General features: G+C 42.7%; 13 protein-coding genes. 8 read left to right on the top strand and 5 right to left on the bottom strand.

All coding sequences use genetic code 11. The features are described 5' to 3' along the window. Nucleotides 1-350: 350 nt before the first annotated feature. Nucleotides 351-962, top strand: a complete 612-nt coding sequence (locus IQ224_RS00115) for a DUF3318 domain-containing protein (RefSeq protein ID WP_194032329.1) — start codon at nt 351-353, stop codon at nt 960-962. A 108-nt stretch (nt 963-1,070) separates the two neighbouring features. Further along, nucleotides 1,071-3,176, top strand: a complete 2,106-nt coding sequence (gene recQ, locus IQ224_RS00110) for a DNA helicase RecQ (RefSeq protein ID WP_194032328.1) — start codon at nt 1,071-1,073, stop codon at nt 3,174-3,176. Nucleotides 3,177-3,514: 338 nt separating this feature from the next. Here the strand turns inward: recQ and IQ224_RS00105 are convergent, their stop codons facing one another. Both IQ224_RS00105 and lnt read right to left on the bottom strand, forming a co-directional pair. Further along, nucleotides 3,515-3,757 (bottom strand): hypothetical protein, encoded by a 243-nt coding sequence (locus tag IQ224_RS00105; RefSeq protein WP_002740130.1) that lies wholly within the window; start codon nt 3,755-3,757, stop codon nt 3,515-3,517. Nucleotides 3,758-3,817: 60 nt separating this feature from the next. Beyond that, entirely contained in the window at nt 3,818-5,344 is a 1,527-nt protein-coding gene (lnt, locus tag IQ224_RS00100) for an apolipoprotein N-acyltransferase (protein WP_194032327.1), read from the bottom strand. Between the two features lie 237 nt (nt 5,345-5,581). On the opposite strand from lnt, the gene IQ224_RS00095 reads away from it, so the two are divergent. Then, entirely contained in the window at nt 5,582-6,340 is a 759-nt protein-coding gene (locus IQ224_RS00095) for a GAF domain-containing protein (RefSeq protein WP_194032326.1), read from the top strand. A gap of 81 nt (nt 6,341-6,421) precedes the next feature. Here the strand turns inward: IQ224_RS00095 and IQ224_RS00090 are convergent, their stop codons facing one another. After that, nucleotides 6,422-6,808 carry a hypothetical protein gene (locus IQ224_RS00090; RefSeq protein ID WP_002739650.1) on the bottom strand — a complete coding sequence of 129 codons (387 nt, stop codon included), beginning with the start codon at nt 6,806-6,808 and terminating at the stop codon, nt 6,422-6,424. A 79-nt stretch (nt 6,809-6,887) separates the two neighbouring features. On the opposite strand from IQ224_RS00090, the gene hpsP reads away from it, so the two are divergent. The 4 genes from hpsP to IQ224_RS00070 all read left to right on the top strand — a co-directional run bounded on the left by hpsP (nt 6,888) and on the right by IQ224_RS00070 (nt 10,734). Continuing rightward, nucleotides 6,888-8,048, top strand: coding sequence for a hormogonium polysaccharide biosynthesis glycosyltransferase HpsP (gene hpsP, locus IQ224_RS00085; RefSeq protein ID WP_194032325.1), 1,161 nt, complete (start codon nt 6,888-6,890; stop codon nt 8,046-8,048). A 365-nt stretch (nt 8,049-8,413) separates the two neighbouring features. After that, on the top strand, nt 8,414-8,980 hold the full coding sequence (locus IQ224_RS00080; protein WP_016517333.1) for a glyoxalase-like domain protein: 567 nt from the start codon (nt 8,414-8,416) through the stop codon (nt 8,978-8,980). Nucleotides 8,981-9,029: 49 nt separating this feature from the next. After that, a complete protein-coding gene (locus tag IQ224_RS00075) occupies nt 9,030-9,371 on the top strand; it encodes a hypothetical protein (RefSeq protein WP_194032324.1) in 342 nt (113 codons plus the stop codon). 28 nt (nt 9,372-9,399) lie between these two features. Next, nucleotides 9,400-10,734, top strand: coding sequence for a flotillin family protein (locus IQ224_RS00070; RefSeq protein WP_194032323.1), 1,335 nt, complete (start codon nt 9,400-9,402; stop codon nt 10,732-10,734). Between the two features lie 267 nt (nt 10,735-11,001). Here IQ224_RS00070 and hemL read toward each other — a convergent pair whose 3' ends face one another. Together hemL and IQ224_RS00060 are read right to left on the bottom strand one after the other, a co-directional pair. Beyond that, complete coding sequence (gene hemL, locus IQ224_RS00065) at nt 11,002-12,303, bottom strand: glutamate-1-semialdehyde 2,1-aminomutase (RefSeq protein WP_194032322.1); 1,302 nt, start codon at nt 12,301-12,303, stop codon at nt 11,002-11,004. Between the two features lie 464 nt (nt 12,304-12,767). Next, complete coding sequence (locus IQ224_RS00060) at nt 12,768-13,955, bottom strand: RNA-guided endonuclease TnpB family protein (RefSeq protein ID WP_194032332.1); 1,188 nt, start codon at nt 13,953-13,955, stop codon at nt 12,768-12,770. A gap of 90 nt (nt 13,956-14,045) precedes the next feature. On the opposite strand from IQ224_RS00060, the gene dnaN reads away from it, so the two are divergent. Then, nucleotides 14,046-15,194, top strand: a complete 1,149-nt coding sequence (dnaN, locus tag IQ224_RS00055; protein ID WP_012266634.1) for a DNA polymerase III subunit beta — start codon at nt 14,046-14,048, stop codon at nt 15,192-15,194. Nucleotides 15,195-15,660 lie beyond the last annotated feature (466 nt).

Raw genomic sequence — 15,660 nt, 5'->3', positions numbered from 1 at the left:
AGTAGCGACTGTATCGCCAGTTCGTTCATCAGGTTCGGCTTCACCGTCCCGTTAACCTACTCCCAAGCTTCCGCAAACGCCTTCAGTGTCGCCTCGATAGCGCCCACCGGTTCGGGTTTTACCTGGAGTTGGCAAGATCCGGTCAGGACTGGTTTCATCCCCTCAATAATAATCAAAACATGAGGATTTTGAGGAAGATGCAGGAATTTATTGGCGATTTTCGGGGCATCGAATCCCTCAAAGCCGAACGGTAGGTACTCACGCGGTTTTGTTGAGAAAATTGTCGGAAAAGAGATATTAACTCAGAAAGCGATTATACTCAATGATCGAAGACTATTGACCGGCGATCGATGAACCAAGACAACGAGATTAGTCATTTACTAGACCTCATGCCTGCTTCGGGACGGATGATGACGCGCATTGTCAGCAAACCCGAAAGCAGCAAGGTAATCGAAACTAATTTTCCCCTACCCTGGCAAAGAGGAGTCAGACCGATTCCAATTAATTTTGACCTCTGGCGGCAATTATCAAGATCCCAACGGGATTTAGTCTTGTTAAGGGCTGTCTGTGTTTTAACGGCAGTAAAATGGTTTAAACCCGATCTCGATCGAGTAATTGCTCTGGCTGGTATGATCGGTTTAACCGTGGAAACCCTGCAAACCGATGCCGTCGGTATGGCAGTAGCGGGGGGTTTAACTGCCCTGGCAATTAACCGGATTTGGCGGGAAAAACGCAGCCCCCAACGGGAATTAGACGCGGATGAAGCAGCCATAAAAGTGGCCGTTAGACGCGGTTACACGGAAACCGAGGCCGCTAAAAGTTTATTATCGGCTATTGAAACTATAGCTGAAATTGAAGGGCGATCGAGTCTCAATTTTAACGAGTTATTGCGCTGTCAAAATCTGAAAAAATTAGCCAATCTCTCCTTTGTTGGTGTTCCCGATCAGGTGAGACAATCTTAAGGTCAGTTGTTTTGGCTATCAGCTTTCTTTTTACTGATTAACGATCACTGATTACTTAAATCCCTAACCCTAAAATAACTACTATAAAAATATTTTTCCCCTTGCTCAATGGCTGCAATTGACTCTTTAGAAAAAGTCTTAAAATATCACTTTGGCTACGATCAATTTCGACCGAATCAACGCCAAATAATTGAGGCTGCTTTAAATAATCAGGATTTATTAGTAATTATGCCCACTGGAGGCGGTAAATCTCTCTGTTTTCAGCTACCTGCTTTAATCAAAAAAGGGGTGACGGTGGTGGTTTCTCCTCTAATTGCTTTAATGCAGGATCAAGTAACTGCTTTAGCTGATAATGGCATCGGGGCAACATTTCTCAATAGCACTTTAAACGCGAAACAAGTCAGAGACAGAGAATCTTCAATCCTGCAAGGAAAAATTAAACTGTTATATGTCGCCCCAGAAAGATTATTATCGCCTAGTTTTTTAGATTTTTTAGCTGTTATTGATAATTACCTCGGTTTAGCCTGTTTAGCGGTGGATGAAGCTCACTGTGTCTCCGATTGGGGTCATGATTTTCGCCCTGAATATCGACAAATTAAACAAGTCCGTCAACGCTTTCCCTCCGTGCCAATTCTGGCTTTAACTGCCACCGCTACCCAACAGGTTAGGGAAGATATTATTCAACAATTAGGATTGCGAGATGCTTCCATTCATATTGCTAGTTTTAATCGTCCTAATCTTTATTATGAAGTTCGAGCTAAAACCAGTAAATCTTATCAGCAATTGTATCAATATATTAAAGGACAAAAAGGGTCTGGCATTGTTTATTGTATCAGCCGCAAAACCGTCGATCAAGTTGCCGAACAGTTACAAAAAGATGGTATTAATGCCCTACCTTATCATGCTGGTATGAACGATCAGGAAAGAAGCGAAAATCAAACCCGTTTTATTCGGGATGATGTGCAGATTATGGTGGCGACAATTGCCTTTGGTATGGGGATTAATAAACCGGATGTGCGCTTTGTCGTTCATTATGATTTACCCCGCAATTTAGAGGGATATTATCAAGAATCGGGCCGTGCGGGTAGGGACGGCGAACCGGCTAAATGTACCCTCTTTTTTAGCTTTGCCGATGCCAGAAAAATTGAGTATTTTATTAACCAAAAAACTGAGCAAAATGAACAACAGAAAGCTCGTCAACAATTGCGACAGGTGTTAGATTATGCTGAAGGGACTGAATGTAGAAGATCAAGTGTACTAGGCTACTTTGGAGAAAGTTTTGCGGGTAACTGTGGTAACTGTGATAACTGTCGGAATGGGAACAATTCTGAGGATTGGACAATCGAAGCACAAAAATTTTTATCCTGTGTGGCGCGGACGGGACAAAAATTCGGTATGATGCACATAATCAACGTACTTAGGGGAGGAAAAGGTGAAAGAATCACCCAATATCAACATCATTTATTATCCACTTATGGCATCGGTAAGGATAAAACTCTCGGGGAGTGGAAACGTTTAAGTCGTTCCCTTGTCCAGCAAAATCTACTGATAGAAACAGAAGACAATTTTAGAATCTTGAAACTTAATCAACATAGTTGGGAAGTGATGCGGAAACAGCGTTCCGTGTTTATTGCCGTCCCCCAAAAAGCTAACGGTCCAATCTTGGGAGACGACAATCCCAATACGATGGAAAGTGATTTATTATTCGATCGCTTGCGACAACTGCGGAAAAAAATTGCTGATAGTCAAGGGGTTCCTCCCTACGTTATTTTCCATGATTCTAGTCTGCGTTTGATGGCCCAATCAAAACCCCGGAGTTTAGAGCAGTTTCGTCAAATTTCTGGAGTAGTACAAAGCAAAGTTCAACAGTATGGGGATATATTTATAGCGGCAATTAATGATTTTTGTCAGGATAGTCTTCCCTCTACTCAATTCCTCACTCTCCAATACTATCAAGATGGTTTGAATGCGGAAGAAATCGCTCGCAAAAGAAGCTTAAAAGTCTCAACCATCTATGAACATTTAGCTAAATTGCTGGAAGCTGGTTACGAAATTGATATTAATCAGTTAGTTCCTAAGAATAAACAGGAATATATTTGTTTAGCGATTAAAAAAGTTGGCGTTCAATCCCTGAAAACTCTCAAAGAAAATCTGGGAGATAATTATAGTTATGAGGAAATTAAATTAGTTGTTGCTTGGCAAAGACGACTTTAAAAACTAGGCTCTTCGGTTTGTGTTATGCAATGGACTGGGGTTATAGGGGATGTAACCCTTATGTAGAAAGGCATTTGGCGATTTTTGTCAATTGTTTTTCATCTAAAGCGAACTCATCAATTAAGTCTCTTGCCAGGTAAGGATTTAGTCAATTTATGCCCCCCTATCGAACCATACCAAGTAACGAAGAGCCAAAAACTATAGGAGAGCGGGGAAGTAGGGGAGTTTTTTCAGTAAACAGTGAACTGATAACTGATAACTGATAACTGATAACTGATAACTGATAACTGATAACTGATAACTGATAACTGATAACTGATAACTGAATTAAGCAAACCCTATTTAGGGGACAAGCGTTCTTGTATTTTATTAATTGCCCAGCTTAAAATCGCCCCCGCAATTAAAATACTAATAGCAGGATTGAATAGGGGCAGCCAAAGACGCTGAAAAAGTTTAAATCCTAGGGGAATTCCTGTGGATTCACCGATAACAGCCACGGCAAACCAGAGAAAACCCGCTATCACTAAAAACACATCAAATATTAAGATTCTATTCAACCACTTGACAAATTGCTCTTTCATTGCAGCAAAAACTTAGGTTATTTATACAGTTTATTCACGAAAAAGTATAGCACTTTCACCTTAATCCCAAGCTCTCCAGAGCCAAGCTAGTCCGGCAGTAATAATTAAAACTTTAGTTAACCAATCTCCCCAGCGCACATATAAAGTCCTCGTATCCCGTCGATAAATTGTTTCGCTATGAATTTGATATTTATCCAAATCCGATAGCCAAAGGTGATTACCGTGGGGATCGACAAAAGCAGAATAACCTGTATTGGTGGCCCGGGCCATCCATCGATCGGTTTCGATCGCTCGCATGGTATCCTGAGCGTGGTGTTGAGCGGGCATGGCGTGGCTATAATGGGCGTTATTAGAAGCAGTAATGATAAATTCGCCTCCCCTAGCAGTTTGACGGCGAAAATGTTCGGAAAAAGCCGATTCGTAACAAATGCCCACAATTATTTTACCGAAAGGACTGTTAATAATTTGATCGGGATCTCCCGGGATTAAGTGCGCTTGCAAGGGAGAAAGGCGATCAACAATTCCGCCCAAAATTTCCTGAAAAGGAACGTATTCGCCTAAAGGCACGAGAATTACTTTATCATACCGACTAATCACCCGTCCCTCGCCATCAATGGTCAAGAGACTATTGTTATAACCCTTGTCCACCTTGCCAAATGCACCCAACCAGATCGGCGTTTTTTTGGCTAAAATTGCCGAATAAATCGAGCTATTATTGACTAAGTTCTCCCAATAATAGGGTAAAGCGGTTTCAGGAGTTAAGACGGCATCTACTCCTTGAGCGGCGAGAATTTGATAACCAGAGGTGTAACCTTCGATCGCCTTTTGAAATCCCAGGGGTGAAAGTTTAATTGTGTTGGGAATATTGCCCTGAATTACGCCAATTTTTATCCCTAAATCCCTTGACTTTTCGATCGGTTTATGGTAGGTGTTCCATCCCCAGAGATGGAGGCTAAAACAAATGAGGAGGGGTAAAGAGAGAAAAGCGAGATTTTGCCGCGATTGACGGATTAGGAGCAAGCTTTCGGCAATTAAACCGTTAACTGCCACAATTGCCGCCGTTACCGTCGTAAAACCCGATAATTTGCCCAATTGCAGAATCAATAAATTATGGGGACTTTGACTATAAGCAAGGGTAGTCCACCAGAGAGGGGATTGACTCCAGAGAAATTCTAACCCACACCAGAGGGCAGTGCCGATGAAAACCCGTAGGAGAGCATCGCGAAAAGATGACTGATTAACACTTTTGTTGACATAAAACATAACTAACGTCCAAGTTAGCACGATCGCCGTTCCCCAAAAAGTGATAAACAACCAACAAAACAGAGCAATTGACAAACTCGCTAACCAGGGGACACCCATCCACGTCATCGGGTGAATTCCCGTGATCCAGAATAAAGCGAGGCCATGGTAGGCAAAACCCCAGCCAAAACCGTATAAAAGCTGTTTTTTTAGGGATTTTTCCGCTAATCTCACAACCATCCACAGGGGGACGAGAGAAATCCAAGCGAGTAACCACCAAGAAACCGGCGCTACTGTTAACCCCATCCCCACACCGGCCAAAATTGCCCAGAGAAAACGCACCATCTTTGACTCCAGTCAGGTTAAACTGGTCTGACCCACTAGATCTCAGAGTAGCTAGAGGGAAGACAAAAAACAAGAGACAGACAGAAGTTTTGGCTACATCTACAATAGATCAGTTAGCGAGTAAAAAGCCCCTCGATCAGATGCTATGGCACGCTATAGACTCAGATAAACAGGGAGATGGGGAATGTCACCCTTACCCTAAAAGCCTAAACTCGGACTGAATAAGTGATTGAATACATGGATAATTTTAACCCCAAAATAACGGCTCTGGCTCTTGTCTTGAATGTTGAGGAAAATCTCGAAGATATTTTTCGGAAAATAGCTAGTATGAGCGCTCATCAATTGCGAGCGCGGCGCTGTTTAATCCTGTTAAGCTCTCCACAGGAATTAAAAGGGGAAATTACCGATTATCTAGAAGTTTTTGCCCATTATGATGAGCTATCACCTTTAGCTGATCAAGAAATAATTAAACTTGATCAAGCTATTGCCGACAATGTAGCGGCCACAGGGAAACCTTTACTAATTAAGGATATAACTCGATCATCATTTGCCAGTGCAGCCCCTTATCCCAAAAAATCAAATAATAATAGTTTTATAGCCGCACCGATTATCCTCAATCAGCAGATAATTGGAGTAATTAATCTCAGTTTTCCCCTAGACAAAAAACATTTTGAACCATTAGATTTAGAAATCTTGCAGTTATTCGCTCAACAGGCAGCCCAATCCCTGCAAATTTTTCATTTGCAAGGGATGTTAAAATCTCGTTTTGTGGCTATGGCAGTGACTAGAGAAATAGCAGAAATTCAGTCCGAACATTCGATCGCTGTCCATCCTTATCCCCCGAAATTAGCCAAAATTGTTGCTAAGGCTTTTTTTAAAGAATTAACTCAGGCCGGTTTTGGAACCCATGAAGTTATTGAGATTGCCAATGAGGTTTTGAATTTACTACAAAAGACTCTTAATAAACATAAAAATCGTCTGGAAGGAAAAGATTGAGCGCTAGTCAAGGGTTAAAATCTACTAACTTGCCACTCCCGTGCAGTCCTAAGTAATAATTGAGATGGTTAACAGCTTAATTTACTGATTGCCGCTGCCATCCTGTCTTCCTAATTCATAGACACCGGAGGCAACACAAGCGAGAATACCGACACTAATCGGCCAACTTTTTCCTAAACTGATCTCAATTAACCAATCGGAGAAACCGCCGAGAATGAGAAAGGGAATAATACTAAAGATAGAGGCATAAAAAGCATTTTGGGATTCCCTGGCGACGCGAGTTTTTTCAAACTCCTCTAGGGAAGTATAGAGGAAACGCTCGGCAAAATTAAACCAGCGATAGAAAATTTCTATAAACCAATTTCGTACCCCAGCTAACCCCAAATATAATGCTAAAGACCAGAGACAGCTACCGGCAATAAAAGCCGGAGAAATATTGATAGTGAAGGGCAGAAAGTCGATTACCATAAATGAGAGCCACAGAAGTGGTAAATTTGAGCGAACGGCTTGATCGATTTTAACAAGTCTTGACCTTTGCACCAAAGAGATGAAAATTCTTCAGATTGTTCCTTCGATTTCCCTTGTTTACGGTGGTCCCAGTCAAATGGTACTCGGTTTGTCAGCAGCCTTGGCCCAACTGGGCCAAGATGTGACTATTATCACCACCGATTCCAATGGTGACACGGGACAAGCACCCCTAGATGTGCCTTTGGGGGTCCCTGTTAGTCAAAATGGCTATCAAATCTATTATTTTCCCTGTTCTCCCTTTCGGCGCTATAAATTTTCCCTTGATCTGTTTACTTGGTTGGCTAATAGGGCAAAAGATTACGATATCGCCCATATTCATGCTTTATTCTCGCCGGTGAGCAGTATATCAGCTTTGATCGCTCGTTATCATCAACTGCCCTATATTCTCCGTCCCCTAGGCACCCTCGATCCGGCAGATTTGCAAAAAAAACGGCAACTTAAACAAATATATGCCAATTTTCTGGAAAAACCCAATTTAGCGGCGGCGGCGGCAATTCATTTTACCAGTCAGCAGGAGTGTCAAACTGCCGAAAGATTTAATATAAAAACTAAGGATATTGTCATCCCCCTAGGGGTAGATTTTTTTAACCCACAAGCTTTACCAGTAAAGGGTTTTGAGCTTCCCGAAAATAAACCGATCATTCTCTATATGTCCCGTCTTGATCCGAAAAAAGGTCTAGATTTATTGCTGCCCAGTTTAGAAAGGTTGTTAGAAAATGGTCTAGATTTTCATTTTGTCTTAGCAGGAAGCAATCCCCAGGACCGGGAGTACGAAAATCAGATTAAAAATCAGATCGAGCGGTCAATATTGGGCAAAGATACAACGATTACTGGATTTGTCACCGGAGAAGTCAAAAATAGACTCCTCGCTAGGGCCGATTTATTTGTTTTACCTTCCTACTATGAAAATTTTGGCATCGCGGTTGCAGAAGCTATGGCTGCCGGAATTCCTGTGGTGATCTCGGACCGGGTGGATCTGCATCCTGCGGTGACGGCAGCGGCTGCGGGATGGGTGACAGCTTGTCAGCTTGAGGATTTAACTAATACTTTGGCAACGGCTATCACTAATCCTGAAATTCGCCAACAAAGGGGGAAAAATGCCAGGGATTTAGTCTTAAATCAATATAGTTGGTCAGCGATCGCTGAACAGCTGTTAACTGTCTATCAAGATTTAGTCTGAGCTATCGATCGTCCCCTGCTCGATCGAAGTCACAGACGGATTAAGATTTAAGCCATCAGGATAATCAGCACTAAAAATGCCAGTAGGGTTAAACCTGATTGCAGAAAGACGGGAAGCGCAAAAGAATTCATAACAGTAGCTCACTTTTCTAGGGATGGCTCTATTTCCAATATACGCTTTCATCTCCGCTAATTCCTCATATTTCCCCCCCCCAATGTCATCATCTGATCATTTATTCATCCCAGGGCGAGCATTTTAATACAAATGTACGGAACTTGGTTACTGCCCACCCTGTTCACTTAAGTTTCAGCGTCGTGATTATAATTAGGGAATGATAGAAATTCTTAGGCAATAGGATCACATCAGTGTTGATAAATCATCTTTTCTTCGGCGCTTTCCTACCCCTTGATACTCTCCTGTCCACCCAGGGGATTATGGTTATGCTTCTGGCCGCTTATGCTTTAGCCATGTGGATGTTTCTAACTAGCGCCCCAAAAGTTCATACAATCATGGTGACAGATTTGGAGACAGCCCGACAATTTTATGAAGGACTTTTAAATTTACCCACGGCCGATGTCCCCCTCCATTACTATTACAATTATGAGCAGACGATGGGCAATAATATGATTGACCCATTTTATATGTCTAGTAATCCGGCTGTGACTACTGCCAACCCTTCTTTGGGAGATCAACCCCAGGGTTTATGGTATCAGTTAAAGAAAAATACCCAACTGCATATCGTTGGTGGAGCAACCGCAGGTTATAAGGATCGTCATCGTCATGTTTGCTTTGATCACGATTGTTTAGAACAAATTCTGATGCGGGTGGAATCACGACGCTTAAAGTATAAAGTTCGTCGCAATAAACCTTTAAATTTTTTGGTCAAAGATAATGCTGATCGCGTGATTGAAATGGCCGAAGTCTCGAATTAGTTAACGGTAATTAGATTGGGGGCAACTATAACGGTAAATAACTAAACTTATGAATGCTCAACTGCTCACAATCGTTTTAATTTCCTTAGGGGTAGGTATTGGTTTGGCTATTCTACTCCTAATTTTAGTCAAGTTAAGACGCTACAACCAACAGGTAAATAGTATCGTCGATCATCACTCTCTCATCGGTTTAATCGGAGTTGTTCAAATCCCCTTCGATAAAAATAGCAAGGGGAAAGTACGAGTTAATGTCGGGGATAGTCTGATCGATATAGTAGCGATAACGGAAGGGGAAGAGCAATTTAATGTCGGTGATCAAGCATTTATTCTCAATTTCCAGGACAATAAAGTTTTAGTCATTGCGGAAAAGTATATCAGAGGCGATTTCTAATTTCTTCTAAACCAAAGGGTAACTAACTATGAATAGTCAAAATAATTCCTATCTCATCCAAATTAATCCCAACCAATACGACAACAATAACAATAACAGTGCTGGCAATTTATTATTGAATAGTGTTCCCGTCGCTTTATTGATATTTCTGGGGATCGGTGCGGTTTGGTTTATCAATTCTTTTCTGTGTATTTGTAAACCCAATGAAGTGGTAATTCTGAGTGGGATAAAACGCAAATCAAAAGATAGACAGGATGTGGGGTATCGAGTGGTATCAGGGGGTCGGGCGATTCGTATTCCAATTTTAGAAACTGTTAAACGCATGGATGTCACCACAACCCCGATCAGAATTGAGATTAAAAATGCCTATTCTAAGGGCAATATTCCCCTGAATATAGTGGCAATTGCTAACGTGAAAGTTAGTTCTAAACCTGAAATAGTCGGCAATGCGATCGAACGTTTTTTAGATCGAGATCGAGAAGAAATTATTCGCGTAGCTAAGGAAACTTTAGAAGGAAACTTGCGGGGTGTAGTCGCAACAATGACCCCCGAACAAGTGAACGAAGATCGCCTAAAATTTGCCGAAAGTATTACCAGTAACGTCAGTCAAGACCTGTTTAAACTCGGTTTAGAAATTGATACTCTCAAAATTCAAAATGTTGCCGATGACGTGGATTATCTTAACTCCCTCGGACGGGAAAGAATCGCTTTAGTCATGCGTGATGCTGAAATTGCTGAATCAAATGCCCTCAATGAAGCTGAACAAATAGTCGCGGAATGTGAGGAACAGGCAACCGTAGCTAAAACCCGCGATCAAATTATTATTTTAGAGCAAGAAAACGAGTTGAGAAAGTTAAAGGCAAAACTGGAACAACAGGCTAAATCGGAAGAAGAAATAACTATCGCCGCCGCTAAGGAAAAACGTGCTATAGTTGAGGAAAAATTGCAACAGGTCAGAGCAGAATTGGAAAGATTACGTCTCCAAGCAGATCAAGTTTTACCCGCAGAAGCGCAGCAGGAAGCTGAAACTTTCCGCGCTAGAGGAGAAGCGGCAATTTTTGAAGAAAATGCCAAAGCTGAAGCCTTGGTTAACGAATTATTTGCAGAAGTCTGGCAAAACACCGGCAGCGAAGCAGAAGCAATTTTCTTGATTCAACAGTTAGAAACTATCCTGGAGGAGGCGATTAAAATTCCTAAACGATTACACCTCGATCGAGTTAATATCGTTGATAATGGTGATGGTAAATCCCTGGCTGCCCTGATCAAAGTCTATCCCGAAATCGTCAATCAATTCCTCGCCAGTGTCCATCAAACCCTCGGTATTGATGTGGTGGGAACTCTCACCAATAAAATCGAAAAATAGCAGTCAGAAAACCTACTAGACAGGCCTTCTAAAATATATTGTTACCGAGATCGAGTAGGGTTATACCATTTTTCTTTATTTGCGTCACAACGAATGCAAGCTTGGCAAGCATTCGAGCGTGGATGTCTGTCATGGATTTAGAAATTTGGTATTAAAACCGCCCTCGATCTCACCGATAAGAATCCCCGTCTTTTGCAAGCGGGGAGATGTCAACTCATCAATACTTGGGACCCTATCAATCGATTTTCCCAGTCGAAGCGGCATTAACTATAAACTTGCTAAAACCTCCTTAGCGGCGGCCAAAGTCCGTTCGATATCGGCCTCTGTGTGAGCTAAAGAAGTAAAACCAGCTTCAAACTGGGAAGGAGCTAGATAAACGCCTCTTTCCAACATTCCCCGGTGAAAACGACCAAATTTAGCCACATCGGCCTTTTTGGCATCTTCATAGTTATGCACGGGGTTGCCAGTGAAAAACATTCCGAACATGGCGCTAATATAACCTCCAGAAACGCTATGACCAGCATCTCTAGCCACTTTCAGCAGCCCTTCAGTTAAGGATTTAGTCACTTTATCGAGATATTGGTAGGTGCCGGGGCGCTGGAGTAACTCGAGGGTTTTAATTCCTGCTGTCATGGCCAAAGGGTTGCCGGATAAGGTTCCCGCTTGGTACATCGGGCCGGCCGGAGCCACCATCGCCATAATATCGGCCCGACCGCCGTAGGCCCCCACTGGCAGCCCACCGCCGATAACTTTGCCCAGGGTGGTTAAATCGGGGGTAATACCGAATTTTTCCTGAGCGCCACCGTAGGCGATGCGGAATCCGGTCATTACCTCATCAAACATTAATAAGGCTCCGTATTCCTTAGTTAATTCCCGCAATCCCTCTAAAAAGCCAGCATCCGGCACGATAAAGCCGGCATTACCCACCACTGGCTCTAAAATTATCCCGGCGATAGAGTCGGGATTTTCGACAAAGAGGGCTTTTACCGCTTCCAGGTCATTGTAGGGGGCGGTTAAAGTGTTGTTAGTGGTGGTTTTGGGAACCCCCGGCGAGTCGGGTAGGCCCAGGGTGGCTACACCAGAGCCAGCTTTAACCAAGAACATATCGGCGTGACCGTGGTAACAGCCCTCGAATTTGATGATTTTATCCCGGCCGGTAAAAGCGCGCATTAAGCGCAGGACGGACATACAGGCTTCGGTGCCGGAATTGACAAAACGCACCATTTCAATGCTGGGAACGGCATCAATCACCATTTCAGCGAGAATATTTTCCTGGACACAGGGAGCGCCAAAACTGGTCCCTTTGTCTAGGGCCTGGTGCAGGGCGGCAATCACTTCGGGATGGGCATGACCACAGATAGCCGGTCCCCAAGTTCCCACATAGTCGATGTATTCGTTACCGTCCACGTCGCGAATATAGGCCCCTTTGACGCTTTCAAAAACGATGGGTTGACCACCGACGGATTTAAAGGCCCGCACGGGGGAACTTACACCCCCCGGCATTAATTTTTGAGCGGCTGTAAAGATTTCTTTCGATTTTGTTGTTTGATACGAAGATGTGCTAACCAATCCTGTCTCCTTGTCTATTTGAGTCTATCGGTTTCGGGGAATGCCCGGAGTTTTGTTTTGTTAATTTCCTGCTGCTTGTTCCATTTTAAAGATCACCAGCCTACATTTTACGCAATTTTTTCCCTAAGAAAGGCGCTGGTCGGCTCAAGTCTCGCTCTTCTGGGTTCTGTGTGATAAGTTTAACTTACTATATGATCGATCAATCTTTGTGTCCTCTGTGTCTGGAGTGGTTCCTTCCACTTTGACAATTTTTCCACAATCTTTTCAGAATTGCCAGAAAAACCTAGCAATGGGCGAAGTTATTGCTATTGATAGATTTTAGCCCAGAAAGAGCGATCGAAAAAAGCTCCGGTTTTCCACAGATTTTCCACAGGGGAATTCTTGCTATTATTTCTTAGCGTACAAAAAAACTATTCCTGCTTTGACATCCTCGCCGCCGTAAAACGGACGGCGATTCCCAAACCTCACGATTTAGGTTTCTGCTTCTTTCCCTTGCAGGGTTCCGCACCTGCCTTAACAGATTTACTCTGTTCTGGTCTTATGGTCGCTCTACAGACTGACACCGCAAGCCCTGCGGCCAAAATGTTTTTACTAGCGTTAATATCTCGGTCATGGTGTGTCCCACAGTCTGGACAATCCCATTCTCGAACATTTAACGGCATTTTCTCAGCAATATACCCGCAATTACTACACCTTTTAGAGCTAGGAAACCATCTATCTATTTCGATGTAATTTCTCCCATACCAACGGCATTTATAGGCTAACTGTCGGGTTATTTCTCCCCAACTTACATCAGATATTGTCTGAGATAATTTCGGGTTTTTGACCATATTCTTGACGGCTAAGTTTTCAACCACAATCGTTTGGTTTTCACGAACTAATTGAGTGGTTAGCTTGTGTAAATGGTCTTTTCTGCTATCGGTGATTTGAGCGTGAATCCTTGCTACTTTGATTCTTGCTTTTTCCCGATTTTTTGACCCTTTCTGTTTTCTAGAAAGATTTTTCGATACTCTTCGCAGTCTCCGATAATGCTTTTTAAAATGCTTGGGATTAGATACCTTATCGCCATCCCTGGTAATCACAAGGCTACTAATTCCTAAGTCAATTCCGATGGCTTTATCTGTTACTGGTAATGGCTTAATTGTTGGGTCATCAAATCTTATTGAAATATGCCAACGCCCTGAGGGATGCAATCTGACTGTTACTGTGCTTGGTTCACAGCTTTCTGGGATTTGTCTTGACCATCGAATAGGTAAAGGTTCTGTGCATTTAGCTAAATAGATTTGTTTGTCTTTAAATTTAAAAGCAGACTTGGTAAATTCGGCACTTCCTCCTTGATGTTTTTTCTTAAAGTTAGGATACTTAGTACGACCAGCAAAGAAGTTAGTGAAAGCTGTTTGTAAATGTCTTAACCCTTGTTGTAAAGGTACACAGCTTACTTCATTGAGAAAGTTTAATTCTTCTTGTTTTTTCCAATCGGTTAGCATTGAAGAAGTTTGAACATATCCTACTCTTTCTTGCTTTTCATACCAAGCTTGTGTTCGTTCGTGGAGAGCTTTATTGTAAACCAATCTTACACAGCCCAATGTGCGCCGCAATAGCGACTCTTGTTCTGGTGTTGGGTAAAATCGGTAAGAATAGGCTTTTTCCATATCTCGCATTCTAGCATATATCGTGTAAATGCGCTAATATTTAACAGTAAAGCCGTCGTAGAACGACGGGGTTTCAGACCCAAATTTTCGATGAAATTTACCAGTAGTCAAAGCGAACTCAACAGCAATTTATCCCTAGTTAGTCGGGCCGTTGCCAGTCGTCCTACCCATCCGGTGTTGGGCAATGTTCTTTTTTGTGCCGATGAGGAAAAGGGCGAAATTAGCCTGACTGCTTTTGATTTGAGTTTAGGGATTCGCACCAGTTTTCGGGCCGAGGTGGTGGAAGGGGGCAAGATTACCCTGCCGGCAAAATTACTTAACGATATTGTCTCTCGTTTGGGAGAGGGGGAAATCACCATCTCTGTGGAAGAAAACGAGAATGATGAGGAGCATAGTCTCGCTTTCCTGAAAACCGCCTCGGCACAGTTCCAAATTCGCGGCATGAAGGCCGATGAGTTTCCAGAATTGCCCACGGTGGCCGATGGAGAAATTGTTAATTTACCTATAGTTGCCTTGACAGAGGGACTAAAAGGTGCTTTGTTTGCCGCCAGTGGCGATGAAACTAAACAGGTGTTGACGGGGGTACATTTAACTAAAACCGTCGATTGTCTAGAATTTGCCGCTACAGACGGTCATCGTTTAGCGGTGGTACAAACTCCCCTAGAGGAGGTGGAAAGTGCCTCTGGTGGCTTTAATGTCACTATTCCGGCCCGGGCCCTGCGAGAATTGGAAAGAATGATGGCAACAAAACAAAATATCGAGACTATTACTCTGCACGTGGATGATTCTCAAGTCATCTTTGAAATGGGGGAACAGAGGTTAACCAGTCGTAAGTTAGAAGGGGCCTATCCTACTTATAATCAGTTAATTCCTAAATCCTTCGATCGCTCTTTGGTTTTAGACCGCAAACAGTTAATCCGTTGTTTGGAATTAGTGGCGGTTTTATCGGACCAAAAGAATAATTTAGTTAAGTTTAGTCTCGATAGCGAAAATGACCGTTTATCCCTAGCGGTGGAATCTCCCGATTTAGGTAGCGCCAAAGAGTCCATGGCGGCGGAAATTCAGGGAGAAAGTGGCGATATTGCCTTTAATGTTAAATACTTGATGGACGGTTTGAAGGCTTTACCTAATAATGATATCCAAATGCAGTTAAATGCTAGTACCCAACCGGTTATTTTTACCCCCTTGGGAGGTTTAAAGATGACCTATTTGGTGATGCCGGTACAAATTCGTCAGTAGTTCTGACTTAATTGGAACTGTGGGATCTATTTTTAACCTATCCCATTTTTGATTGTAAGTAGCTGGTTATAATTAAATTGAAGATAGATTTTGGTGTCGATCCCCCCTTAATCCCCCCTTGATAAGGGGGGTGTCGATCCCTCCTTAATACTAGGGCTAATTCATTCTCCGAATCTACTTCTTTTTTTTGCTACCTTTAATCGCTTACGAGGTAAGTTAGGGAGCAGGGGAGTACCGGTTTTTGCTCTCATAGTAGGTTGATTCATGAATCAACCTACAGAGCACGACGTTTTGACAAATTTTCAGCTATGTATTTCCGAGAAATCGACTAAAAACGTTACCAGATAAGGAGTTGAGAGAATGACATAAGAGAGAATGAATCAGCCCTACATCTGGGGGGTGACTAGCGATTTCTAGCTTAACCTGCGTTCGGGATAACGCTATAGAAGGGACTGTTAGAAAACCT

It is taken from the genome of Microcystis sp. LEGE 00066 (assembly GCF_015207925.1).
Classification (GTDB): Bacteria; Cyanobacteriota; Cyanobacteriia; order Cyanobacteriales; family Microcystaceae; genus Microcystis; species Microcystis ichthyoblabe_A.
This window is presented reverse-complemented; position numbering and strand designations above follow the sequence as displayed.